Source organism: Faecalibacterium sp. An77 (assembly GCF_002161315.1).
Taxonomy (GTDB): domain Bacteria; phylum Bacillota; class Clostridia; order Oscillospirales; family Ruminococcaceae; genus Faecalibacterium.
Window position 1 is genome coordinate 15,208 of sequence record NZ_NFHK01000020.1, and the last position, 23,732, is coordinate 38,939.

The window sequence follows — 23,732 nt, forward strand, 5'->3', positions numbered from 1 at the left end:
TCCCTTACGCCTTGTTCCGCCAGCGGAACAGAAAGATCCGCCGCACCAGAGCACAGGGCAGCAGAAACAGCAGGCCGGTGAGCATCCAGTCCCCGGCCAGCCCCGGGTCTGCATCCCGCCGGCAGAAGGCCGCCCAGGCCTCCCGGCGGCGCCCGTCGATGAGGTAATGGCGGACCCGCCGCACCTCAAACCAGGCCATCACCCGGGTCAGGCTGGCCCGGCGTTCCGGGGTCAGGTCCGGGTCCTCTGCCAGGGCCCTGGCCTCCTCAAAGAAATACCAGTCGGGGTCAAAGGACTGAACCCGGGTTGCGGTGCTCTGGGCCTTGTTGTACAGGACGGTCCGCCGGGCGCAGAGAACTGCCGGCGCGGCGGCAGCGATCCGGAGGGTGAGGCCCAGGTCCTCCCCTATGCGGCATCCCACCCGGAACCCGCCCGCCTGGCGGGCCGCATCGGTCCGGACACAGGTGGAGCTGAGGGCAAAGCATTTGGCCCGCTTGTCCGCCCTGTAGGCTTCCAGAAAATTCTCCAGATACAACGTCTTGGGCTTGCCCTCAAAAAATCCGGCGGTGTTTCCCGTCCGGCCATCGTGGAAGCGGATATCACAGGCCGTCCCCAGCAGTCCCGCCTTTGGATAAATCCGGATCATCTGTTCCAGGGTGGTCAGATGGTCGGGGTGCCACCAATCGTCTGCATCCAGAAAGGCCAGATACTCCCCCCGGGCCGCCGCCATAGCGGCATTGCGGGCGGCGGAAACGCCGGCGTTCTCCTGGTGCACAACCCGTATGCGGGGGTCCCGGGCGGCAAACTGTTCCAGAATGGCCCGGGTCCCGTCCTGGGAACCGTCATCCACGGCTATAATCTCCCACCGGGGGCTGGGCTGGTCCAGCACGCTCTGCACCGCCCGGGCGACAAACGCCTCCCCGTTATACACCGGCATCACCACCGAAATCATGGGCGTCTCCTCCTTCCCCACCCTGCTCCACCGCCCGGAGAATCCGGTCAAAGCGGGCTATGTCCTCCTGGTTGGAATAGCTGCGGCGGCGCAGCGCCTCCCGCGCCCGGTCAAGCTTTTCCGGGTGAAGCACCAGGTCCCGCAGGCCCTGATAAAGGGCCTGGTCCTGGTTTTCCAGTATAAACCCGTCCACCCCGTCTTCCACCTGCTCGGCGGCGGAGGCGTACCGGGTCACCACCGGCGGCAGGCCCAGAATCTGGGCCTCGGTCACCGCCACCGGCCGGCCCTCGTTGCGGGAGGGCAGCAAAAAGGCGTCAAACAGGGGCAGGTAAGGCAGCGGGTTTTCCATGGCCCCCGCCGGGTACACCACCCGTTCCAGCCCCCGGTCCGCGATCATCTGCCGGAACCGGGGCAGATCGTCCCCTTTGCCGATGACCAGCCACCGCACCCGCTCCAAAAGCCCTTCCTCCCGCAGCCGGACCAAAACGTCCAGCACCCGGTCCAGCCCTTTGGTGGCAAAATAAATCCGGGCCACCGTCACCAGATTCAGACCCGGGCGCGCCAGCTCAAAGGGCAGCCGGGGCCGATAGGCCCGGGCCCGGGCTTCCACCTGTTCCCGGGTCAGGATGTTGGGCATGAAAAAGCACCGGGACCGGTACGCCAGGTGCAGGGCGGCGAATTTCCTTCGGCATTCCCGGCTGACAAACACCAGGCCGTCCGCCCGGTCAAAGTACTTTTTGTCCCATTCAAAGCGGTAGCCGATGGCGTGGTAATCGTTGTGGTGCCACACCAGCTTTTTGTCCGCCCGGACATACCGCATGGTGTAATAAAAAGGCCAGCCCAGTTCAAAGGCCAGGGCGGCGTCGTACTTCTGGTTCAGACGGCGGGCATAGCGGCACGACCGCCGGGAGAACAGCTGCCAGGCCAGCAGCTCATTGTGTTTTGCCCGGATCAGGTACCGGGCCCCCAGATACCCGGCCAGATAGGCCGGATCCAGAAACCGGGCCGGACAGAGCCGGTTTTCCCGGGCCGGAGGCAGGACCCGCACCTCGGGCCGGATGCCTTCCACCGGGCCCCTCAGCTCATAAAACAGCAGGTCCACCTGGTACCGGCGGGGGTCCAGGCTGTTGACAAAGTTCACCAGGGCGGTCATGGCCCCGCCGATGTGGTTGTGAGAAAAGACCACCAGAAGCCTTTTCTTTTTGTGTTCGGGGTGCTCCATCCTCTCGCCTCCTGTCCCGGGTTTGAAAGCCCTCTTTTTCACCCGCGGCAGAATCACAGATAGTCCCGATAGCTTTTCTCGGTGTCCCACACAATCTCCCCCAGTTTCAAGTCGTGGCCCTTCCGCTGGTCTTCCGGCGGGAGGAGCCAGTAATCCCCGAACATGGCCGCCAGAAAGGCGTCCGGGTCCGCCGGGAGGGGGTATTCCCGCCCCTCAAAGATGCCGCTGCACCGGGCTCCCTCGATCCAGCTGCGCTTCAAAAATTTCCCGCCCCGGCACAGGGCAAAGACGTCCTCGCCTTCCGCCTGATGCCGTTTCAGCCCCTCCAGAAGCCACAGGGCCGCCCGCTGCCGCCATGCAACCGGCAGGCGGCGGATCAAACGGCTGAGCCATTTGACCTTTTTCTCACAGAAGGTCAGGGTAACCCCCAGCAGCCGCTTGGCCCCCAGAAATCGGGCCCGGGCCAGCCCATGGGCCAGCCGGCCGTCCCCCACCCGGTAATAGGGAAACAGGTCGATGCCAATTTCCCAGTCCAGGGGGATCTCCCGATAGGCCAGAGGCATGGACGCCGTGCCCTGCCGTTTCAGCTTGACCCAGGGATAGGGCGTCCAGGGGTTTTGACCGCAGTGTTCCAGAGACACGCCGGGAGGCGGGTCCTGCGCAAAGGCCGCCATGAACCGGTCCAGGTCGTCGGCCCGGAACAGCAGGTCGATGTCGTCGTCCCAGGGGATAAAGCCCCGGTGCCGCACCGCCCCCAGAAGGGTGCCCTGGGCCAGATAATAGGGAATCCCGTGGGCCTCGCAGATGCGGCGGCAGTCCTCCAGCAGAGACAGCTGCACAGCATGAATTTCCTCCAGCGTGTTTCCCATGCGCACCCTCCTTTGCGGCCCTCAGAAAAAGCAGAAGAAGAGAAAGGTCCAGTCGATGAAAAAATCAATGGTGAACCCAAACACAAAGAACAGAAACGCATACACCAGCTGCATGATTTTGATGTCCTCCCTGTCGTACCCCGCCAGGCGCAGAAAGTGATTGGCCAGCCGGTAAAGGAACAGCAGCAGCAAAGGCCCGTAAATGCCCACGGTGCCCAATATGCCGAAGTTCAGCAGCGCCTGCAGATAGGACTGGTGACAGGCCATGTAGGAGGATAAGAGGGCGGTCTCCTGGATCATATAGGTGATGACGCTGCCCCCCAGCAGCCGGCCTGCCAGGCCCTTGCTGACAAACAGGCTCCAGGCCGCCGCCCACAGGACGGCGCGGTCGGTGGTGAGCATATCCCACCGGCCCAGCCGGATGTAATAGAGCTTCTCGGTCAGGCGGAGCACCAGGCCGTGGATACCGGGCAGATTGCCCAGAAACGGCACAGACATCACCAGCGCAATTCCCGCCGCGCCGGCCAGCCCGGCGCACAGCAAAACCGGCACCGCCCGTCTCCGCATTTTCAGGATCAGCAGAAAGCACAGGGCCAGGCCCAGGGACGCAAAGGCCGACAGGCTGGCGGTGCGGACCACCAGCACCAGGCCCAGCCCCACAAAAAAGACCCGCAGCCACCGGGGAATCCCCTTCACCACCAGGGCGGTCAGCACGGCGGCGTCATAGAAAAAGCCGGCATAATTGGCGTCGCCCAGGGCGCCGAAATTGCGGCTGACCGTCTCGGAGCCGGCGCCGGTGACGTGAATATCCTTGAAAGCGTCGGAGGCGGTGAATCCGTAAATGCCGGACAGCACCATGCCCAGCAGAAAGGCCGTCAGCAGGCGGCGGGTCAGGGCGTCGTCCTGCTCCACCCGGGCCAGAATCAGATAGACCAGCACCACGTCCACAATGACGTTCAGGCCCATCCGCAGATTGTACCGGCCCGCCGCAAAGACGCAGTGCATGGCCAGCACAAACAGCACCGGCAGATAGGCGACCCGGATCTTGAGCCGGGGCAGTTCCCAGACGCATTTCAGCACCAGAAGATAGGAGTAAAAGCGATAGGCGGTGGTGTCTCCAATGACCATCTTGTTCCGCATAAACAGGAACAGGGCCGCATAGAGAAAAAAGTTGTCGCTGAACAAGCTGGTGCCAAAGCACAGCACCATCCCGCAGGACAAAAGCAAGCTGTACTGAGGGAACGCGCCCACCAGGCTGCAGCACAGCAGGCTGACCAGAAAGGCCGCGTCGTAATACAGCTCCAGCCGGGGCCGGTTTTTCAGCCGTCCCGGGCTCAGTGATGAAATCATCCGGACAGTCCCTCCTTACCGGCGCAGGGGGTGGATTCTGGCGGCCAGCACCGCCCCCATGGGACAGAGATAAAACAGGGTGAAGAGCAGTTTGCGCAGCGGGCGGATGGTGTCCAGCCCGATCATTTTGGGGTAAAAGGCGCGGTATTCCCGCACCATGGTGCCGTCGGCCGCCTCGGCGGCCCGGCGGTCCCGGGGCAGGTTCATCTGTTCGGCGTACCGGAACATCAGCTCAATGCAGACCCGCTCATAGCAGCGCTGGACCTGCCGCTTCTCCCCCAGCGCGGTGAAAAAGGCGATTCGCTCCCCAAAGGCCTCCCGCCAGTCGCGGCGGCGGGGATTGTTTTTGAGTCCGCGGGCCACCGTGTCCATGATGCTGCCCGGGCGCTGGAAGTAATAGTACATTTTGGCCCGGCTGACCCCAAATCGGCGGCACTTCCACAGCAGGCGGTAAAAGAGAAATTCGTCCTCGTTCATCTTCCCCAGGGGAAAGGATTCGCCGCGGTAGAGTTCCAGCCGGTAGAGCTTGGTGCAGAAGGTGGTCTTGACGGCGGGGTCCAGCAGGGCCCCGGCCCCGGTCAGAATCCGCACCGGCCCCGGGTCCCGGGCTTCCGTGGGAAAGCGGCTGCCGGTCCCCCGGACCCAGTCCACCTGGACGCCGTCACAGTTCTCTTTCTCACAGACGGAAAGCGCATAGGCGAGGAAATCGGGCCGGATGAAATCATCCGCGTCCAGCAGCAGCACATAGTCCCGGGCCGGGTCCTGCGACAGTGCAAAGCACCGGGCCAGCCCCGCATTCCGGGCGGCGGACAGGCCGCCGTTGGGCTGGTGCACCGTCCATACCCGGCCGGGACAGGCTGCGGCGTACCGGTCGCAGAGGGCGCCGCTGCCGTCCCGGGAACCGTCGTCCACCAGGACCACCCGGATCTCCCGCAGGGTCTGGTTTAAAACCGAGTCCACGCACCGTTCCAGATAGGGTTCCATGTTGTACACCGGCACCACCACATAGACCATCTGCGGCCCCTCCTCTCCCAGCTCAGGACACATTGGCTTTCCCATGGCAGAGGGTCGCCGGAATCAGCTCCGGCGGGTTGCCGCCGCAGACAATCGGGGGCGTCCCCGGCTTCTGAAACACGCCGCCATCGTACCGCGGGAAACAAAGCTCGTCATCGTTTTCCCATAACCCCGCCCAGCAGGGGCAGCCGCGTCTTTTGCATCATTCTGCAGTCTCCCGCAGCTCCTTCAGCAGGTCATCCATGGCGGCAGGATAGCCATAGTAGTACCCCTGTTTGTAGTCAATGTCCAGGCTGTAGATCAGCAGGTCTTCCTCCTGGTTCTCGATGCCGCTGATACAGAAGCCTATGCCGTTTTCGTGGCAGGAGCGGATGGTGGTTTTCAGGTAGTCCAGAATGTCCCGCCGGTTCTGCAGGCCCTCCCCGGCCGGGGCGGCCTCATCGGCCCGGAAGATCTTGCCCGACACCTTCACATAGTCGGGCCGGAAGATGGCCAGAATCTCCTCGGCCTGGGCCTTATCCTCAAAGTGGTCCACACAGACCGGATATCCCATCTTCTGCATCAGCATCATCTCCCGGACGCAGGACATGATGTCCCGGCCGTCCATCTCCACGCACAGGCAGGAAGCCGCCACACCCGACGCCTGACTGTTTTTGTGCAGGATATCGGTCATGCCGAAGTCGGCCACCTCCGAGAACATGCAGTTGATATGGATCACCGGCGCCACGCCCAGTTCGGCCTCAAACCGCCGGACATCCCGGCAGACGGTCTCCACAATCCAGTCGTTCAGCTCCATCATCAGGTTCAGGTCCCCGAAATACCGGAACATCTGCCGGACGGACACCGGACCCAGCTGGGCGCTGTTCCAGCGCACATAGGCTTCGTACCGGGGCGCTCCGGCCCGGATGCCGGCCTGCATCTCCTGATAGACCAGGAAGAACTCGGGGAAGCCCTGTTTGTACTGCTCATAGGCCGCGGCGTGTTCCCGGTCCCGGGGCTGGGGATTTTCGCTCTCCGGCTCGCCGGGGGCTGCCAGCTCGGGGTTGTTTTTCAGGAGAACCTCCCGGACCATCCCCGCCAGCATCACCATGGCCCCCATCACCACCGCCGCAAAAGCCAGGGCAAAGGGGATGGAGATATCGCTGGTCACGTTGGCCGAAATCAGATACTGAATATCCTCCGCCACGATCTGGTCAAACAGCTCGTCGATGCTCTCGTTTGCCCAGCCGCAGTAACGGCCGGTGATCTCGGTCATGGTCTGGAGCAGGGCCTCATTTTTTTCGACCAGGCGGGTCTTGGTGTCCTCCGCCACCTGGTCAGTCTGGAGGGCCTGGATGATGTTCAGGTAATAGGTGCGGTCCAGCCGGGCCTCCGAGGCCAGGGCCGCCTGCTGGGTATAGGACAGAACAATACTGTCGTAGGTATTGATGAGGGTTTCAAAGTCGTGCTCATAGTCCCGCAGGACGTTCTGGTCCCGGTTGTTGGAGGAATTCTGGGTCACCTGGGTGCCCGCCGCCTGGCTGTACAGACCGGTGGCCTTGTAGCTGTCGTAGAAGGTTTTGATCTGGGTTTTGTAGCTCTCGGCGATCTCGTTGTAGGTCTCCTCGCTGATCAGCAGGCTGCGGACGGTGGTGGTGTAGTTTTTGACCACCAGTTCCGGGTCCCTGGCCAGGTTTCCGGCCCGGATATTCCCCTCCAGCTGGGCGTAGAGGTCGTTCTCTGCGTTCTGGTACAGTTCGGCCAGCTCGGCAAAGCTGTAGCCGGTGCGGCTGGAGCGGTAATTGGGATAGGCCGCCGCATAGTCGTTCAGGGTGGCGATGACGTCGTCAAAGTTTTTCTTGATGACGCTGGCCAGGTCCAGATAGTCCACATTGGAGCGGGCTATGTTCTGCATGAAATCGGGGATGACGTCCTTGTCGTAGTAATTCTCGATGAAAAAGTCATCGTAGGCGTTGATCAGGCCATTGCAGATCAGTTTCCCATAGTTCTCCCCCAGCAGGGCGGGATAGGTATAGGTCAGCCGGTATTCCGAGGTTTTCAGGGCGTAATTCTCCCCCAGGACGGCGGCCGCCTCGGCCACCTCCTGGTCCTGGGAGGTATAGACCTTGCTGATGGAGATGTTGTTGCGGATGTCCTCCACCTGGATGTCGCTGCCGGCGGTGGAAATCCCCATCCGGTCCAGGGCCGAGTGGATGACCGCCGGGTTCTGCATCTGGTAGGGGTCCAGGGTGCCGGCCCCGTCGGGGGCCAGATTTTCCTCCGCCCCCTCATAGTTGTACTGAAAGGTCAGGGTACAGGTGTAATCCCGCACCAGCAGCACCCCCAGATAGGTGGCCACCGCCCCCAGAAACGCCGCAGCCGCCGCAGGCAGGAGGTACTTTTTCATCATCAGAAACAGTTCGGTGATTGTGAGCATCTTCTCCGGCCTCCCTTCGCGCTGTGTTTCGGGGCAGATCTGCTCTCGGCCTGGTCCTGCTGGTTCCGCTCCATCTCACGGCGGCGGCGCCGCAGCGTCCGGCGGTCTCCCAGCGGCGAGAGCACCACCCGCATCATCACCACCACCAGGCTGCCCATCCCGAACACCGCCAGTATCCGCAGCACAAAGCGCAGGCTGAACAGGCGGTCAGGCTCCACCTGGCCTTCCAGGTAGCCGTTGTTGTGGAAGGAGAGGTAATCGGTCAGGGTGGTCATGGCCAGGGCGCACAGGTCCCGATAGTCGGCCTCATAGGCCTCCATCAGTTCGCTGCACCGGGCCGCCATCCGCTGATACTCGGCCGAGGTCTCATCGGTCTGCTGATAGATGGCCAGCTCATCCTGCATATCCTGGATGCTGTTGGCATACTCGATGGACCGGTTGGTGGCGTCGTTGTACTGGTTGACCACCGTGTCAAACACCGTCTTGGGCCGGGCCTGGTACAGGCCGCTGTCCGCACTGGTGGCCACAATCAGCAGGTTCTCGGTGAAGGTGTGGTCGTAGGCGTTCATAGCGTAGCCGTTGATGGATGCCTCCTCCACCGCCTTGCCGCAGGCCAGGGCGGCGTTTTCGATCCGGACGTTGAGTTTGTTGAGGAAGCTCTCCCGGTCCCTGGTGAGGCCGGAATTTTTGATGTAGTTGGAGATCTCGGTCAGCCGCTCCTCCCCCATGGTGGTGAACATGCCGATCAGGTCCCCGATGGTTTTGCCGGTGGTGTCGGAGTGGAAATTCCCCGCCGACTGGTTGATGTTCCGCAGGAAGCTGCGGATGGCCCGGTTGTTGGCGTCAAAGGTGGTGACCCACTCGTCGTAGTCCAGCGTGTCGGGCACATCCGCCCGGGTCATCTCCTGAAAGGCGTTGAGCTTGCCGTAAAAGCAGGCGATTTCCTCCTGCTTGCAGGCAATGAGCCGTTGGAGAAATTCCTCGGTGTGATTGGCCTCCACGAGCTGGGAAAGCGAGAAGTTTTCCCCCGCCCGGGGCTGCACAAAGGAGATCTCGTACCGGCTGGAATAGTAGGAATAGTCGTTGCCCTCCGACTGCATGGAGGCCACCGTCTCCCCCACCGAATCGTCGATGACGGCGGTCACGCGGATGCCCTGCATCAGGTCCGCCGCAGTAAAGGAGCTGTATTTTCCCTCGGCCTGCATCTCGTCCAGCACGGCCTGGACCGCTTCCTCATCGGCCAGGCTGTACATGGTGAAGCGGCTGCCGTCGGGGTAGGTGCCGCCGGCAATCTCGGGGTAAACCACCGAGATGGAGGCTTTGGCCGCCGCATAGCTCCTGTAATAGTGATAGCTGGTGAAGAGCAGGCTGCACACCAGGCCGAACGCCACCGCTCCGATCCAGGTGCCCCGCCAGTTGCCTGCCATCAGGCTGTAGCCTGCCCGCTTGACCCTCCATTTCAGATTGGGGCCCGGGCGGGGAGGTTTTTTCCTGCGCAGGTGAGAGGACGCGCCTCTTCCTGCCGTTCGCTGGTTTCGTTTCATGGGGTTCACCTGCTTCCTGTCTGGGTTATGGGTTTGGCCTTGAATTCGTCCTCCCCTTCCGCGGCGTTGGGGATAAACAGGGTTTTGCTGGTCAGCAGCAAAATCCGGATATCCAGCAGGAAAGAGTAGTTGACGATGTACCGGAGGTCGTAATAGGTCCGGTCGCAGATATAGGTGGAGTAGCGCCCGTACACATGGGAGAGAGCGGTCAGACCGGCCTTCACCGCAAAGCGGCTGTCGTACTGGGGAACCTCCTTTTCAAATTTCTCGACGAAAAAGGGGCGCTCGGGCCGGGGGCCCACCAGGCTCATCTCCCCTTTCAGGATATTGAAAATCTGGGGCAGTTCATCCAGCCGGAACCGGCGCAAAACCTTCCCCGCCCGGGTGACGCGGGGATCGTTTTTCCGGGCGAACACCGGGCCGGTCTGCTTTTCGGCGTCCGCCGCCATGGTGCGGAATTTCATGATCCGGAAGGTCCGTTTGTCCCGGGTATACCGCTCCTGTCGGTAGAACACCGGCCCGGGGGAATCCAGCCGAATCCACAGGGCAATCACCGCCATGGGCAGGGCTGCCGCCGCCAGAGCCGCCAGGGCCACCGTCAGGTCCAGCGTCCGCTTCCAGAACCGCTGGCCCAGGGACAGGCGGCAGTCGTTCCGGTACAGTACCGGGATATCGTCAAAGTGGGTCAGACAGCTGTGATTGACGTTGGTCTCGGTCATGCGGGGGATGGTGTAGACTTCTTTTCCCGCCTTCATGGCACAGTCCATCAGCCGGTCATAGACCGGGCCCCACACATTGTCAAAGATGCAAAGGGAGTCTGAGTGTTCCAGGCGTTCCCACAGCTCCGGCGGTCCCTCCTGGCCGGGCTGGCCGATGACCATATACCAGGCGTCAAAGTCGGACAGCACCCCGTATTTCAAGCGCCGGAGCCGGGCCTCACAGCCCTGGGCCGCCACCACCAGAAGGGACGGATTGCGGTAGATGCCGGGATGATGAAACCGCCGGTACAGTCCCCCGTTGCACAGCAGCATTCCCGCCATTTGCAGGCAGAACCCCGCCCCCTGAAGGGCCAGCAGCATCCGGGACCGGAACAGTCCGAACCCCGCCGCGCAGCCCAGCCCAAAGGCATAGACATTGGACAGGACCACGCAGATCAGGATCTCCCGCAGGCGGGCCGTAAAGTGGTCATAGGCCTCCATCCACCGCATGAACAGAAGGGTCAGACCCGGCCCCATCCCCAGGCAGGCATACCAGAGCCAGCCCATCCAGCCCTCCCGGACCAAACAGGCCCCTAGCACGGCGCAGACCAGCGCCGTCACCCCGCAGTCGGCCCCCAGGCGTTTGCTCCGTTCGGCCCGCAGAGAGCGGGTCCGGCATGATTTCCTCGCATCATTCCTCATTCCAGAACACGATCCTTACTCCGATGGAATTGATCCCGCAAAAGCCGCACGGCCTTGGAGGCAAGGAGACGATAGGGGCGGGCCCATATCAGAAACCGGAACCGCACTGTGTCAAAGTCGGTTCCCCGGATGGCGGCCTGCATCATCCGGGCCACCGCCCGGTTGGCCGCCCATTTCCGGCCAAAGCTCAGCCTGCGGCCGGTCAGCCCGCCGCCGTGGCGGTAATAGTGATAGAGGGGGTCGGGCACAAAGGCGATCCGCCGGGCCCGCATCAAAAGCTGAAAGCTCATGGTCAGATCTTCCGCCGTGTCCAGTTTGGTGGAGAAGGTCAGCCCCTCCAAAAGGGACCGCCGCACCAGTTTGCGGGCCACATGGTTCATGGAGATGCCCCGCAGCATTTCGGTCAGCGGTCCGGAGAAATTCTCCCGGTCAAAGACGCGAAAATCCGGATAGGTATTTTCCTCCGGGCGGCTTTTTCCATTGGGCCACTCCAGGGTCCAGCCGCACTGGACAAAATCCGCCTGAAAGTGCCGGGCCATGACCACCATCTCTTCCAGAAACTCGCAGTCCCACCAGTCGTCGCTGTCCAGAAACGCCACATATGTGCCCCGGGCCCGGCCCAGGCCCCGGTTGCGGGTGGCCGAGGGGCCAAAATGGCCGGGGTTGGCCAGACACTCAAACCGGGGGTCCAGTCTGGCGTACTTCTGGCAGATTTGCATACTGTTGTCGGTGGAACCGTCGTCGATGAGGCAGGCCGTCCACCGGGGATAGGTCTGCCGCAGCAGACTGTCCAGGCATCTGGGAAGGGTGTCCGCCGCATTGTACACCGGAACAATCACCCATACCATTCCATTCGTCTGTTCCATTTCCCGTTCCCTTTCCTCTGGGGACAGGCGCTTGTGCGGGCTTCCCGTCCCTACAGACTATGTACTCTTATCCAGACTATGCGCGCCGGCCCCCGCCTGTCACTGTTCCGTTTCTCACCAGGGTGCTGTCCGCACCCGTTTTTGCAGCGCCGCCGGGCCGGTTTCCATGTATTCTGTTTTCATTTTATAGCCCCCGCCCCAATGAAAAAGCGGTTATTCCAAATCCGAGGGGCTATGCGTAAAATTCGCCATCCGTCGAGAAAAAGAAAGGGCCCGGGCGCACCGCCCGAATCCAGCCGACAAAACAAAAAAGCCCGGAATCCAACGGATTCCGGGCCTGCATCTGGTGCCGGTGGTGGGGGTCGAACCCACACGTGTGATTAGCACAAGGGATTTTGAGTCCCCCTCGTCTGCCATTCCGACACACCGGCTTATCTTCTACGTTATTATAGCGTATTTGGAGGTCAAAATCAAGCGGAAAGTTTCTCGCCCCGGATTTTGCGCCGGGCGTCCCGCCCATGCGGCCGGGTGTCTGCGCCGGGGCGGCGTCATTTGTCTCCTGTTCCGGCTCTGGGCCGGGGGCTGCGGAACGGCCGGGTTTCCCCCGGCGGCCCGGCTTTTGACCGCGCCGTAAAACACAGATCGGGGATTTTGTTTGTGCCCCGAAAGCAGTTTTCCACCGCCGGCGGCCGGGCGATGGTTTATGGGGCGGAAATGGCAAAAGCAGGCAGCACAGGATCTTTTTCACAGCCGGGTATTTATGGGGTTATTTCTGGGCGCTGCGGGGCATCTTTTTTCAAAAAAGACTTTACAAATGAAGCACAACTTTATATTATATAAATAGTCAGTGTTTCTGCCCCGCAGCCCGGGTGCTGCGGCGGTTCCCCATAAAAAAACGAAAGAAAGGTGGATGGAAATGTCCGCAAAGAAAGCTGCCGCATCCGTCGATACGCCCCTGCCCGAAGTTCCGGCGCAAGATGCTCCGGCTTCTGAGCCCAAGCGCAAAACCCAGAAATCCGCAAAATCGACCCCGCGCCGGGGCCGCCCGCCTCTTTCTCCCGAGATCTATATCGAAACGGGCGGTCACCAGTACAACGTGACCGATATTGTGGAGCGGGCCAAGACCGACTACCGTCTGACCCACAAGGTGGGTGTCCAGTCCTGCAAGATTTATATCAAGCCCGAGGACGGCGCCGCCTACTATGTGGTCAACAAGGTGGAAGGCAAACTGGATCTGTAACTTTCCGCACCGGCCTGGCCGCTTTGGTCCATCCGGCGCTCTGCGCCCGTCCCGGCCAGGTCCCTGCTTGCCTCCGAAGGCCCCGGCGTCCGGCGCCGGGCCGGCGGTTTTGACCGCCGCCGCACAGCAAAAAAACTCCCCGATGCTTTGCAGCACCGGGGAGTTTTTATTTGGTTTTGTTTTGCCCCTGGGGGTCAGGAATTAGTAGTTCTTGACCTTCAGCTCAAAGTAAGCCTGGGGATGTGCGCAGACGGGGCACTTCAGAGGAGCGGACTTGCCGATATAGGTGTAGCCGCAGTTGGAGCACTGCCAAACCTGCTGCTCCTCACGAGCGAAGACCTGATTGTTGGCCAGGTTCTCGGCCAGAGCCAGGTAGCGCTCCTCGTGCTCCTTCTCGATGCCGGCCACCATGGTGAACAGGGCAGCGATCTGGTTGAAGCCCTCCTCCTTGGCCTCCTGAGCCATGCGGGGGTACATCTCGGTCCACTCGTCGTGCTCGCCGCCGGCTGCCATCTTCAGGCAGGTAGCGGTGTCGGGGATCTCGCCGCCGTTCAGCAGCTTGAACCAGATCTTGGCGTGCTCCTTCTCGTTGTTGGCGGTCTCCTCAAAGATCTTGGCCATCTGGACATAGCCTTCCTTCTTTGCCTGGCTGGCAAAGTAGGTGTACTTGTTGCGGGCCTGGCTCTCGCCGGCAAATGCTTCCATCAGGTTTTTCTCGGTCTTGCTGCCCTTCAGTTCCATAAGTTGTCTCTCCTTTGTCGTTGATAGATTTGTTGAACGCTTGGTTTGCGTTGGGTTCATTTACTCGCTGCCTGCATTCAGGCTGTGGCTTTATTATACTTCAACGATGTTCAGAATTCAAGGGTTTCGGGAAGTTTTTAAGAATAATTCTCATTTATTTCACAATAGGGTTTCAGTTGTGCTGTTTCATAGCGGCGACGGCGATTCCCAGGCCGCTCCAGGCGGCCTGATACATCAGAACCACCAGCAGAGACAGGGTGCCCACGCTGCCGGAATAGCTCAGCAGCAGGCCGATCAGGGCCGAGAAGCCCGTCGAGACCAGCTGGATCATGACGCCGGCGGATTCCGCTGCCTGGGCCCGCTGGGCGGCCCGCAGGCCGCCGGTGAGGCTGGTGAAGCCCTTCAGGTGCAGCATGCAGCTGGGAGCGTCGCTCACCGGGCTGATGGCCGGGGTCAGAGCGCTGCTCTGGGCCTCGTCCAGCACCGTAATCAGCCCCTCGGGCAGATGGTAGGCCGCCGCAATCTTATCTGCCGTCAGGGAGGGGTCCTGGCAGGTGACCAGCACCCGGATGTTCTCCTTCTGCAGGATGGACAGGCAGCGGGCGGCGTGCTTGCCGCCGATATACCGCAGCACAAACATGGCGTACATATTGCCCGACACCGCCAGATACAAAATCTGCAGCTCGCCGTCCTGGGAATGCTGGGCCTCGTAGCCGGCCTCAGGCAGGGCAATCCCTTCCTGTTCCATATAGGCACGGGTGCCGATGAGGATGCGGTTGTTTTCGCACCAGGCCGAGAAGCCCAAACCGGTGTGGCGTTCCAGATCCTTCACCGGGGGCAGGATGTCGGTGCGGTCGGCGATGATGTGGCGGAACAACTGGCTGAGGGTATTGCATCCCTGGTTCAGGACGCTGGCGGTATACAGGATGGCCCGGTCGATGCGGCCGCCCTTGAAGATGCGGATATCTTCCAGCTGGGCGCTCTCGGGGGTGAACAGTTCCCCGGCGTCCACCTGTACGGTGTCGATGCCGTTCAGCTCTTCCACGCCGGCCCAGCCCGGAATCACAGCGCCCACGGCGCCGGCGGTCCGTTCGGTCCGCAGGGCGGTCAGGCCCGCAATCAGGGTGGAGGACAAGGGCGCGCCCAGGCAGAGGATGGAGGCGATGGCCGCAGCCCCGCCGTTGAATCCCTTGCCGGTCAGCAGCATATAGACGCCGCCCACCGCAGCGCATCCCAGCAGGACGCGGGAGAAGGTCTGGATTTTCTTTTCCCCGGTGTGGGGGCCGAAGCTCTGGGCCAGGAAGGAGCCGTCCCCTTCCACGGGGCGGCTGAGGAGAATCCAGGGGTCTCTTGCCTCCTGGGCCGGGTCCAGACTGTGGATCAGTTCCTTGTCCTGCACCCGGTAGGCGCCCTCGTGGGCCACCCCGCTGGTGGCTACCTTATAGCCATCCCGGACCGACACCGCCAGCAGGCGGCTGCCCAGATTGTTCAGGAACAGGACCAGAGCGGCCGCGCCGCTCATGAGGGTCAGGGTGGTGCCCTGGTAGGCGGCGGGGTTCAGCAGGGCCACCAGAGACTGGAGCAGTGCCGCCGCACCGGCCAGCGCCGGCATGGTGTCATAGGAGGGGGCTTTCACCAGGCCCAGCAGGCCATCCCGCATGGTGTTGCGGGACACTGCCAGCGCTGCCGCCAACAGCAGCAGGTTGGCGCCCATAAAGGCCGCCGGGGCGGTGTCGGGGCTGAGGCCTGCCATCCCGGGCAGGAAACCCTCATAAATAAACCCGGCCCAAATCAGGGCGGCGGCCAGAATGCCGCTGAGGGCACAGCGCAGATTCATGGCGGCCACGGTCTGGTCCAGAGCCTGGGCCGCCTCCTCGCCGGTCTGGGGCAGCTCGGCCCCGGCGGCCGGCTCCGGGGCGGGTTCCTCCTGGGCGGAGGTCTCGGCGGCGGCCGCATGTTCCGGGGCGGTATGGGCTGCGGCGTGCTCCGCAGGAGCTGCCTCAACCCGGGCCTTTTTGCCCTTGCGGCGGCCCTTTGCCTTGACGGCCTGCTCGGGGGCGGAGGCCTGCTCAGCGGCGGAGGCGGGTTCCTCGCTGTCCTCGTGGAGCTCCAGGCTCATGGTGTCCTCCATGCCCTGGCCAAAGGCATCGCCCCGGGGTGCTTCATCCTCCCCTACGCCGAAGAAGTGGAAGCCGCCCACCTGCTGGGTGATCTCCTTGTCCTCCTCCGGCTGGACGACCTTCTTTTTCCGGGATGTGGGAATCCCCTTGCCGCCGTCCAGCATCCACTGGAGTTTTTCCCGCTCACTGCTGGGCGGGGCGGAAACGGGTTCCGGCTGGGCCGCAGCTGCAGCGGGTTTGGCGGCGGCTTTGGGGGCAGCCTCGGGGGCCGGACTCTGGGCCGGGGCGGCGGAGACGGCTGTCTGCACCGGCTTGGCCGCCGGTTTGACCTGGGCGGCGGCTTTCACCACCGGCGCTGTTTTGACCGGCTGAGCCGGAGCAGCGGCCCGGACGGTGGTCTGCGGTGCTGCCGAAGCGGCCGGCCGGGCGGCTGCCCGCCGGGCCTCGGCCCGTGCGGCCGCCGAGAGAGGCGGCTTTTCCAGTTCGGCGGCCAGTTTGGCGGCGGCGGAACCGGCTTCCTCCCGCTTTTCCTCGGGGGCAGAGACGGCCGGTTTGACGGCGGGGGCTGTCTGGACCGGTTTCGGGGCGGGTTCGGCCTTGGAGGCCGGGCGGGGGGCTTCCGGAGCCCGGACCGGCTTCTCGTTTGCGCCCTCCAGTTCCAGGGTCAATTCCTCCAGAGAGGGGGTGACCACCGGCGGTTCTTTGGCGGGGGCCGAGCTGTCCAGCATGATCTCACCGGTGGGGGCGGGAGCAATGGGCGTCTCGGCCCAGAACAGCTCTTCCTCGGGTTCATTCTCCGGGGACAGGCCGCCGGCTTTCTCCTTTTTGCCGAAGAACCGGGCCAGCAGGCCGTGTTTGCGGTCGGGCTGGCTGGCGGCCCGGGTGGGGTTGATCATCTCCTCCGGCACCTGGGCCACGCTGGTGGTGAAAAACGTGTTGAACTTTTCTTTTTCCTTCTGTTCCATCTCCTGCCGGGTCATCTCACGGCGTTCGGAATCCTTTGGCATCCTTGTCCCTCCCATCCGGGGGCTGTCTGGCCCTCGGTTATTTCACCGCACCGGCGCGCTGGGTCTGAATCTCGTACAGAATGATCCCGGCTGCCACCGAAACGTTATAGCTGTCCACGCCGGTGTTGGCGGCGGCCATGTCCAGCCGCAGCACCCCGTCGCACCGCTTTTTCACCAGCTGCGACACCCCGCTGCCTTCACTGCCCAGCACCAGGGCGATGGGCCCGGTCAGGTTGTTTTTGCGCAGGGACACGCCGTCCATATCGGCGCAGTAGACAAAGACGCCTTCCTCTTTCAGGCGGCGGATGGTCTCGCTGATGTTGACCACCCGGGCCACCGGCAGCCGCTCGGCGGCGCCGGCGCTGGCCTTGATGACGGTGGGGGTCACCGACGCGCCGCCCCGCTTGGGAATGATGATGCCATGGGCCCCGCACAGCAGCGCCGAGCGCATCACCGCGCCCAGGTTGTGGGGGTCCTCCATCCCGTCGCTGATGACCAGGAAGGGGGGCTCGCCCTTGCTGCGGGCGGCCTCCAGCATTTCTTCCACCTCCACATAGGCGATCTCGCTGGCAAAGGCCGCCACACCCTGGTGGCTCTCGGTGCCGGTCAGCAGCCGGAGCTTGTTGGGGTGCACCCGCTTGATGGTGGCGCCGGCCTCTTTGGCCAGGGCGGTGTAATAGGATGCAACGGCCGGGGCCATCCCCTCGGCCAGCATGACGGTGTCCACACCGGCGCCGCTCTTGAGCAGCTCGGCCACCGGATTTTTCCCATAGACCAGGCGCTCGTTCGGCTGCGACTCCTGACCCTGCTGGGTCTTGTCAGCCCTGCTGCCCGGGCGGAGGCTGCGCGGTCTGTTTTCTTGCATGATATGTCCTCCTGTATCTGCCGCATGGGCCAAAAGCCGCGGCAAAATGATAATCTATGGTAAAGTATAACATAAGCCGCGCGGTATTGCTAGGGTGTATCTGAGAATGCAAACATGCTGAATCGTTCGCCCCAAAGATACAGCTGCAAGGCGCAGGAGCGCCGCACTCCTTGGTGGAATGCAAGCGACTGCAACGCGGCAGATGCGCTTTGGGGCAGAAGGAGACAGCGTGGAGGTGTTTTCAGATACACCCAGGTGTATCTGAGATGTTAAGAAACGCCCGCCCGGCTCCCGGGCCGGGATTTTCCCGCCGGGTGCGGACGGGCAGAACCGGAGGTTTCTTCCTTTTTCAGGGAGTATGGGCCAGCGGCCCTGCACCCATACCGCAGGCCGCCGGAAAGGCAAAAAGTTTTCAACATTCGGGCCCATATACGAGTTGTAAACGGGTCCTAATTTTTCCACAAGTTGAAAACACGGTGGAAAAAGTGAAAAACTTTAGCCTCAAAGCCCCTTTCCGGTGTGGAATTCAACCCTTTCAACCAACTTTTCAACCATTCCACCGGAAAGTCCTCGCGGCTGCGGGTTACGATTTGTATTTTTCAAGATGGAAAGCTGACTATTTTCGAGTCCGAAATTTGGCCCGCTTTGCAGAAAATGCCGACATCCCTTTGACGAATGTGATATACTGTTGAAAAGACTGTGAAAAATTCCGCCCCCTGCCCCGCCGCCCTTTTCCACCCGGGCGGTGCAAAACCGGCGCCGGGAGCGTTGGTCACACCAAAGGAGGACACCCATTTGGAATGGAACGCACAGGGCCTTTCCCTGGCCCAGACCCTGGACTGCGGGCAGTGTTTCCGCTGGCAGCCCCAGCCCGACGGCAGCTGGACCGGCATTGTGGAGGGCCGGGCGGTGCAGGTCCGGGAAACCGCCGGGGACCGGCTGGAAATCACCGGCCTGGCCGGGCCCGACCCCGCCGCCGAGCCGGAATTCTGGGCCGGGTATTTCGCGCTGGACCTGGACTATCCCCGGCTGCTGGAACAGATGCGGGCCGCCCACCCGGGGCTGGCCGGCTGCATCGACTGCGCCCCGGGCATCCGGGTGCTGCGGCAGCCCTTTTTTGAGACGCTGATTACCTTTTTAATCAGCCAGAACAACAACATCCCCCGGATCAAGGGGATTGTGGACCGGCTCTGCCGGGGTCTGGGGGAACCGCTGGACGCCAGCGGGGAGCGGTACGCCTTTCCCACTGCCCAGCGCCTGGCCCCGCTGGCCGAGGAAGACCTGGCCTTTCTGCGGGCCGGATGGCGCAGCGGCTACATTCTGGACGCCGCCCGCCGGGTGGCCGCCGGGGACCTGACCGAGGCCCAGCTGCGGGCCCTGCCTCTGGCCGAGGCCAAAGCCAAACTGATGGAGGTCCGCGGCGTGGGGCCCAAGGTGGCCGACTGCGTTTTGCTGTACGGACTGGGGCGCTGGGAGGCCTACCCCATCGACGTGTGGATTCGCCGGGCGGACCAGACCCTGTTCACCGCCCGGGTCAAGGACCCCGCCGCCTATCTGAACCGGAAAACCGGCGGCTACGCCGGCATCGCCCAACAGTATATCTTCGCCTGGGCCCGCACCGCAGGTTTGACAAAAAAAACACATAAAAACCGGGCTTGTGATTGATTTTGGCTTCTGTTTCGGTTATACTGGAGAAGCAGGGGTCCGCCAGGACGGCGGACAAGCTGAGTCTATGTTTTTTCATAGGAAAATAGATGCTGGAGGTAAGAACAATGCTGGTAAATGCAACTGAAATGCTTCTGAAGGCTCGGGACGGCCACTATGGCGTGCCCCAGTTTAACATCAACAACCTGGAGTGGACCAAGGCAGTCCTGACTGCCTGCGAGGAGACCAAGAGCCCCGTCATCCTGGGTGTGTCCGAGGGCGCCGGCAAGTACATGACCGGCTTCAAGACCGTCGCTGCCATGGTCAAGGCCATGGTGGAGTCCATGAACATCACTGTTCCCGTGGCTCTGCACCTGGACCACGGCAGCTACGAGGGCTGCAAGGCCTGCGTTGAGGCCGGCTTCTCGTCCATCATGTTCGACGGCAGCCACTACCCCATCGAGGAGAACGTGGAGAAGACCAAGGAGCTGGTGGCTCTGGCTCACGCTCATGGCATGTCCATCGAGGCTGAGGTGGGTTCCATCGGCGGCGTCGAGGACGGCGTCGTGGGCACCGGCGAGATCGCTGACCCCGCTGAGTGCGCCCGCATCACCGAGCTGGGCGTCGACTTCCTGGCTGCCGGCATCGGCAACATCCACGGCGTCTACCCCGCCAACTGGAAGGGCCTGGACTTTGAGGCTCTGGACCGCATCCACAAGGCCACCAACAACATCCCTCTGGTCCTGCACGGCGGCACCGGCATCCCCGACGAGATGATCGCAAAGGCCATCAGCCTGGGCGTCTGCAAGATCAACATCAACACCGAGTGCCAGCTGGTCTTCGCTGAGGCTACCCGCAAGTATATCGAGGCTGGCAAGGATCAGCAGGGCAAGGGCTTCGACCCCCGCAAGCTGCTGGCTCCCGGCTCTCAGGCCATCATCGACAAGTGCAAGGAAAAGATTGAGCTGTTCGGCTGCGCCGGCAAGGGCTGATCGAACATCCATCCCGCCGTCCGACACGGCGGATTGACCTGAAAAACGCATAAAAAAGCGGCTCCCGGAGAAGGCCGAAAGGCTTTTTCCGGGGGCCATTTTTTCTGCATTTTCTAAATTACCGGCTTGCTTGGGAGCCCGCGTCGGGTGCATTGGACGCATCGGCCCAGGTAAAGCAGAGGATCCAATATTGCTGGCCGCCCTGGGTGTGTACTTTGTACCCGCCGACATTGAACTTCTCCGGCATTGGGGTGATTAATTCACCAGATTCCCATTGCAAAATTGTTTCCACCACTGACCGTTCAATGGTGCTATATCCCATCATCTGGTACCCAAGCGCCGCCAGTATGGCTACCGAGCTTCTTTTATCATTGCCCCACTTATCTTTGGCTCCCTGGTTCAGTTCATCCTGAAACATCGTGATCGAGAAGTCCGCCTCTTTGGTTGCTTTTACCTTGCCGGCAAACGCTTCCACGAACTGGTCCATTTCCGTTGAAGAAGCGCAGGTTATTTCGCTTTTTGCCGCTTTCAGCATCCGGTTGACTTCGTTGACATCCAGCTTCCCGTCTGTGCTGTCGAAAATGCTGCCGCTACTGCTACTACCGCTACTCCCACCGCCGTTACCATTGCCGTTATCACTGCTGCTACTGCTGCTATTATTGCCGCCGCTGCTGCTATTGCCGCTGTCACTGCTGCTACTGCTGCTGCCGTCACAGCCGGCCAGCATCATGACCGCCAGCGCCGCCGCCAGAACAGCTGCGATCCATCGTTTTGCGCGCATAGAAAGTCCTCCTTTTATTCTCTGCTTATACAGGAACACTTTATAATTTATATATACCCATTTAATCATACCCCCCCCAGGGTGTCAAGAGCGTGATATAGCAAAATCGTCATTTTGTTTTCTTTTTTAACGCGGCTTTGCAAGAGAACCAAGAGAAAACCCCGCCGCCTCCGGTGCAAGCCGGAAGCGGCGGGGTCTTTTTGTCAGGTCATGGGGGGATCACGAGGCGGGCAGCAGGGCCGGCTCCGCGATGACAAAGGTGCGGCTGATGTTGGCCGCCTTGTAGTTGCCCTCCACCACAGCGGTCTGGACGTATTCGCCCGGCTCGGTGGGAGGCTCGGTGGTGGTCGTGCTGCCCAGGCCCAGGAAACCGCCCTTCTTCTTATAGGTATAAGAGACCTTGGGGTTTTCCAGGACGGCGCCGTCCACTTCCACTACCGCGGCGAAGTTGAAGTTCTGTGCCTCCGCAACGGTCATGGTGGCGGGAGTCTGCTGGGTCCAGTACTGCCGGACGCCCTCACTCTTGCGGGCCACCTTGAAGAAGGCCAGGCCGCCGGTGTTGACGTCGCCCTTGTTCAGGGTGACCGCTCCGGCCACATAGTTGCCGGAGTCCACAGGCTGCTCATCCACATAGATGTGGGTAACCAGGTCCTCGGGCAGGTAGCGGCGGATCAGTTCCAGCGCGCCATTCATACCCGAGACCACGTCCTGCAGCGCCGGTACATAGTACTGCAGCACAGCCATCAGGGAGGTCAGCTCCTCGGCCACCCGGATCAGGACGCTGACGTCGTTGCCGTCAATCAGCTGTTTCAGGTAGCGGTAGAGGTTGAAGTTCTTGGTGTTGGCGGGGTCTGCCGACATGGAGGACGGCAGGGGGATCAGCTCGAGCAGGATGCGGACCTTCTCGGGCATAAGCAGGGTGACAAAGCCCTTTGCCTCGCCGCTGATGCCCAGGACCACAGCGATGTACTGTGTATCCTCGGGGGTGGCGCGGATGGTCACATTGATGGGCGAACCATAGACAGCGTTGTCTGTGGCCTCAATGCGGATGGCAACCAGTGCGTTGTCTTCCTTCAGGGCCTGGACGGCGGGCTGTTCGGTGTTGGAAGCCGCCGCCAGGGCCGGCACAGTCGCTGTACAGGCCATGACGGCTGCAAGCGCCAGTGCGGCGATCCGTTTTCTCAGCATAATGTCCCTCCTTACAAAAAGCAGGTGATATAGGGGCATGCCCCGCTTTTATTTTACAGCAAAGCGCAGTTTCGGTCAATGACGGGATTATACTGCCCTTGCTTTCCCTATTTTGGGAAGTTTTAGATCCGGCTCAGCTGGGGACCCTGGGCGGTGTCCTTGACGGCCCAGCCCTTGGCGGTGATCTCGGCCCGCAGGGCGTCGGCGGTGGCCCAGTCCTTGGCCTTCTTGGCGGCGGCCCGCTTTTCCACCAGCTCCATCACGTCGGCAGGGACCTCGTCCTTCTTCCGGTTGTACAGCAGGCCCAGCACCCCGGCCAGCTCGTCAAAGGCGGCGGCGGCGGTCTCCAGGGCCTCCTTGGTGGAGGAAGCCGACAGGGTGTTGATCTCCTTCACCAGGTCGAACAGGGCGGCCAGTGCGTCGGGGGTGTTCAGGTCGTCGTCCATGGCGGTGCAGAACTTCTGGCGGGCGGCGGCAGCCTTTTCCTTCAGGGTCTCGTCGGCGCCGAAGCTGCCCTGGCTCAGCACGAAGTCCAGGTTCTCCCGGCAGGTGTACAGCCGCTCCAGGCTGTTCTTGCAGCTCTCGATCAGGTCCACGGTGTAGTTCAGGGGCATCCGGTAGCCGGCGGTCAGCATGAAGTAGCGGATGGGCTCATAGCCGTAGATGTTGGCCACATCCCGCACCGTGAAGAAGTTGTGCAGGCTCTTGGACATCTTCTGATTGTCCACGTTGATGAAGCCGTTGTGCATCCAGTAGCGGGCAAAGGTGCAGCCGTTGGCGCACTCGCTCTGGGCGATCTCGTTCTCGTGGTGGGGGAAGATCAGGTCCTGGCCGCCGCAGTGGAGGTCGATGGTCTTGCCCAGGTGGGTGCGGCTCATGGCGCTGCACTCAATGTGCCAGCCGGGACGGCCGGGGCCGTAGGGGCTGTCCCATGCGGGCTCGCCGGGCTTGGCAGCCTTCCAGACGGCGAAGTCGGCGGGATCTTCCTTCAGGTCGTCGTCCATCTGGCTGCGCAGGGCGCGGTTGCCGCTCTCCAGGTCGTCCAGATTCAGGTGGCTCAGCTTGCCGTAGCCCTCGTCGCTGCGGACACGGAAATACACGTCCCCGTTGCGGGCCACATAGGCGTGGCCGCTGGCGATCAGGTCGGCCACGATGTCCAGAATCTGCTGGACGTGCTCGGTGGCACGGGGCTGGACGGTGGGAGGCAGGCAGTTCAGGCCGGCGGCATCCTTCTTGTACTCGGCCTCAAAGCGCTGGGCCACCTCCTGCATGGAGGTGCCCTCCTCTTTGGCGCGGGTAATCAGCTTGTCGTCGATGTCGGTGATGTTGGACACGTACAGCACCTTGTTGCCCCGGTACTCCAGGTAGCGGCGCAGGGTGTCAAAGACGATCAGGGGCCGGGCGTTGCCGATGTGGATGTAATTGTAAACGGTGGGGCCGCAGACATAAATGCGGTAGACTCCAGGCTCCTGGGGGATAAACTCTTCCTTTTGCCTGGTGAGGGTATTAAAAATCTGCATG

The 23,732-nt window shown here is 62.1% G+C and carries 19 protein-coding genes and 1 tRNA gene; 4 read left to right on the top strand and 16 right to left on the bottom strand.

Annotated elements, in window-relative coordinates; genetic code table 11:
* Window positions 1-4: 4 nt before the first annotated feature.
* The 10 genes from B5G28_RS08140 to B5G28_RS08185 form a co-directional block, all read right to left on the bottom strand.
* Window positions 5-952, bottom strand: coding sequence for a glycosyltransferase family 2 protein (locus B5G28_RS08140; protein WP_087247700.1), 948 nt, complete (start codon window positions 950-952; stop codon window positions 5-7).
* On the bottom strand, window positions 924-2,174 hold the full coding sequence (locus B5G28_RS08145; RefSeq protein ID WP_087247702.1) for a glycosyltransferase: 1,251 nt from the start codon (window positions 2,172-2,174) through the stop codon (window positions 924-926). Before B5G28_RS08145 ends, B5G28_RS08140 begins: the two co-directional genes overlap by 29 nt.
* Window positions 2,175-2,227: 53 nt before the next feature.
* Window positions 2,228-3,043 (bottom strand): LicD family protein, encoded by an 816-nt coding sequence (locus tag B5G28_RS08150; RefSeq protein WP_087247704.1) that lies wholly within the window; start codon window positions 3,041-3,043, stop codon window positions 2,228-2,230.
* A 21-nt stretch (window positions 3,044-3,064) separates the two neighbouring features.
* A complete protein-coding gene (locus tag B5G28_RS08155) occupies window positions 3,065-4,393 on the bottom strand; it encodes an O-antigen ligase family protein (RefSeq protein ID WP_087247706.1) in 1,329 nt (442 codons plus the stop codon).
* 15 nt (window positions 4,394-4,408) lie between these two features.
* Window positions 4,409-5,407, bottom strand: coding sequence for a glycosyltransferase family 2 protein (locus tag B5G28_RS08160; RefSeq protein WP_158099600.1), 999 nt, complete (start codon window positions 5,405-5,407; stop codon window positions 4,409-4,411).
* Between the two features lie 202 nt (window positions 5,408-5,609).
* Complete coding sequence (locus B5G28_RS08165; RefSeq protein ID WP_087247710.1) at window positions 5,610-7,823, bottom strand: EAL domain-containing protein; 2,214 nt, start codon at window positions 7,821-7,823, stop codon at window positions 5,610-5,612.
* Entirely contained in the window at window positions 7,796-9,250 is a 1,455-nt protein-coding gene (locus tag B5G28_RS08170; protein WP_087247712.1) for a hypothetical protein, read from the bottom strand. The genes B5G28_RS08165 and B5G28_RS08170 overlap by 28 nt, the downstream gene beginning before the upstream one ends.
* 122 nt (window positions 9,251-9,372) lie before the next feature.
* Window positions 9,373-10,767, bottom strand: coding sequence for a sugar transferase (locus B5G28_RS08175; RefSeq protein ID WP_144265501.1), 1,395 nt, complete (start codon window positions 10,765-10,767; stop codon window positions 9,373-9,375).
* Window positions 10,764-11,633 (bottom strand): glycosyltransferase family 2 protein, encoded by an 870-nt coding sequence (locus B5G28_RS08180; RefSeq protein WP_087247716.1) that lies wholly within the window; start codon window positions 11,631-11,633, stop codon window positions 10,764-10,766. Before B5G28_RS08180 ends, B5G28_RS08175 begins: the two co-directional genes overlap by 4 nt.
* Before the next feature lie 344 nt (window positions 11,634-11,977).
* Window positions 11,978-12,064 (bottom strand) — tRNA-Leu (locus B5G28_RS08185).
* Window positions 12,065-12,290: 226 nt separating this feature from the next.
* Between B5G28_RS08185 and B5G28_RS14455 the strand changes: the two genes are divergently transcribed.
* Window positions 12,291-12,473 (top strand): hypothetical protein, encoded by a 183-nt coding sequence (locus B5G28_RS14455; protein WP_144265502.1) that lies wholly within the window; start codon window positions 12,291-12,293, stop codon window positions 12,471-12,473.
* Window positions 12,474-12,480: 7 nt separating this feature from the next.
* Window positions 12,481-12,873, top strand: coding sequence for a DUF6465 family protein (locus tag B5G28_RS08190; RefSeq protein ID WP_255396776.1), 393 nt, complete (start codon window positions 12,481-12,483; stop codon window positions 12,871-12,873).
* Between the two features lie 201 nt (window positions 12,874-13,074).
* Here B5G28_RS08190 and rbr read toward each other — a convergent pair whose 3' ends face one another.
* The 3 genes from rbr to rlmB all read right to left on the bottom strand — a co-directional run bounded on the left by rbr (window position 13,075) and on the right by rlmB (window position 17,606).
* Complete coding sequence (gene rbr, locus B5G28_RS08195; RefSeq protein ID WP_087247718.1) at window positions 13,075-13,614, bottom strand: rubrerythrin; 540 nt, start codon at window positions 13,612-13,614, stop codon at window positions 13,075-13,077.
* A gap of 172 nt (window positions 13,615-13,786) precedes the next feature.
* Entirely contained in the window at window positions 13,787-16,741 is a 2,955-nt protein-coding gene (locus tag B5G28_RS08200; protein WP_087247720.1) for a hypothetical protein, read from the bottom strand.
* A gap of 37 nt (window positions 16,742-16,778) precedes the next feature.
* Window positions 16,779-17,606, bottom strand: a complete 828-nt coding sequence (gene rlmB, locus B5G28_RS08205; protein ID WP_087247722.1) for a 23S rRNA (guanosine(2251)-2'-O)-methyltransferase RlmB — start codon at window positions 17,604-17,606, stop codon at window positions 16,779-16,781.
* A 795-nt stretch (window positions 17,607-18,401) separates the two neighbouring features.
* On the opposite strand from rlmB, the gene B5G28_RS08210 reads away from it, so the two are divergent.
* A complete protein-coding gene (locus B5G28_RS08210) occupies window positions 18,402-19,271 on the top strand; it encodes a DNA glycosylase (protein ID WP_242967525.1) in 870 nt (289 codons plus the stop codon).
* A gap of 107 nt (window positions 19,272-19,378) precedes the next feature.
* Entirely contained in the window at window positions 19,379-20,242 is an 864-nt protein-coding gene (gene fba, locus B5G28_RS08215; protein ID WP_087247726.1) for a class II fructose-1,6-bisphosphate aldolase, read from the top strand.
* A gap of 118 nt (window positions 20,243-20,360) precedes the next feature.
* On the opposite strand, the gene B5G28_RS14690 is transcribed toward fba, so the two are convergent.
* From B5G28_RS14690 to cysS, 3 genes are all read right to left on the bottom strand, one after another.
* Window positions 20,361-21,023: a hypothetical protein gene (locus tag B5G28_RS14690; protein ID WP_087247728.1), complete on the bottom strand. Its 663-nt coding sequence runs from the start codon at window positions 21,021-21,023 to the stop codon at window positions 20,361-20,363.
* A 219-nt stretch (window positions 21,024-21,242) separates the two neighbouring features.
* Window positions 21,243-22,211, bottom strand: a complete 969-nt coding sequence (locus tag B5G28_RS08225; protein ID WP_087247730.1) for a hypothetical protein — start codon at window positions 22,209-22,211, stop codon at window positions 21,243-21,245.
* Window positions 22,212-22,333: 122 nt separating this feature from the next.
* Complete coding sequence (gene cysS / locus B5G28_RS08230) at window positions 22,334-23,731, bottom strand: cysteine--tRNA ligase (RefSeq protein WP_087247732.1); 1,398 nt, start codon at window positions 23,729-23,731, stop codon at window positions 22,334-22,336.
* Window position 23,732 lies beyond the last annotated feature (1 nt).

Coding starts and splice junctions, on each gene's coding strand:
- B5G28_RS08175 (WP_144265501.1), bottom strand. CDS start 10,767: ATGAGGAATGATGCGAGGAAATCATGCCGGACCCGCTCTCTGCGGGCC.
- B5G28_RS14690 (WP_087247728.1), bottom strand. CDS start 21,023: ATGCGCGCAAAACGATGGATCGCAGCTGTTCTGGCGGCGGCGCTGGCG.
- cysS (WP_087247732.1), bottom strand. CDS start 23,731: ATGCAGATTTTTAATACCCTCACCAGGCAAAAGGAAGAGTTTATCCCC.
- B5G28_RS08170 (WP_087247712.1), bottom strand. CDS start 9,250: ATGGCAGGCAACTGGCGGGGCACCTGGATCGGAGCGGTGGCGTTCGGC.
- B5G28_RS08180 (WP_087247716.1), bottom strand. CDS start 11,633: ATGGAACAGACGAATGGAATGGTATGGGTGATTGTTCCGGTGTACAAT.
- rbr (WP_087247718.1), bottom strand. CDS start 13,614: ATGGAACTGAAGGGCAGCAAGACCGAGAAAAACCTGATGGAAGCATTT.
- B5G28_RS08150 (WP_087247704.1), bottom strand. CDS start 3,043: ATGGGAAACACGCTGGAGGAAATTCATGCTGTGCAGCTGTCTCTGCTG.
- B5G28_RS08155 (WP_087247706.1), bottom strand. CDS start 4,393: ATGATTTCATCACTGAGCCCGGGACGGCTGAAAAACCGGCCCCGGCTG.
- B5G28_RS08225 (WP_087247730.1), bottom strand. CDS start 22,211: ATGCTGAGAAAACGGATCGCCGCACTGGCGCTTGCAGCCGTCATGGCC.
- B5G28_RS08165 (WP_087247710.1), bottom strand. CDS start 7,823: ATGCTCACAATCACCGAACTGTTTCTGATGATGAAAAAGTACCTCCTG.
- rlmB (WP_087247722.1), bottom strand. CDS start 17,606: ATGCAAGAAAACAGACCGCGCAGCCTCCGCCCGGGCAGCAGGGCTGAC.
- B5G28_RS08200 (WP_087247720.1), bottom strand. CDS start 16,741: ATGCCAAAGGATTCCGAACGCCGTGAGATGACCCGGCAGGAGATGGAA.
- B5G28_RS08145 (WP_087247702.1), bottom strand. CDS start 2,174: ATGGAGCACCCCGAACACAAAAAGAAAAGGCTTCTGGTGGTCTTTTCT.
- fba (WP_087247726.1), top strand. CDS start 19,379: ATGCTGGTAAATGCAACTGAAATGCTTCTGAAGGCTCGGGACGGCCAC.
- B5G28_RS08160 (WP_158099600.1), bottom strand. CDS start 5,407: ATGGTCTATGTGGTGGTGCCGGTGTACAACATGGAACCCTATCTGGAA.
- B5G28_RS08140 (WP_087247700.1), bottom strand. CDS start 952: ATGATTTCGGTGGTGATGCCGGTGTATAACGGGGAGGCGTTTGTCGCC.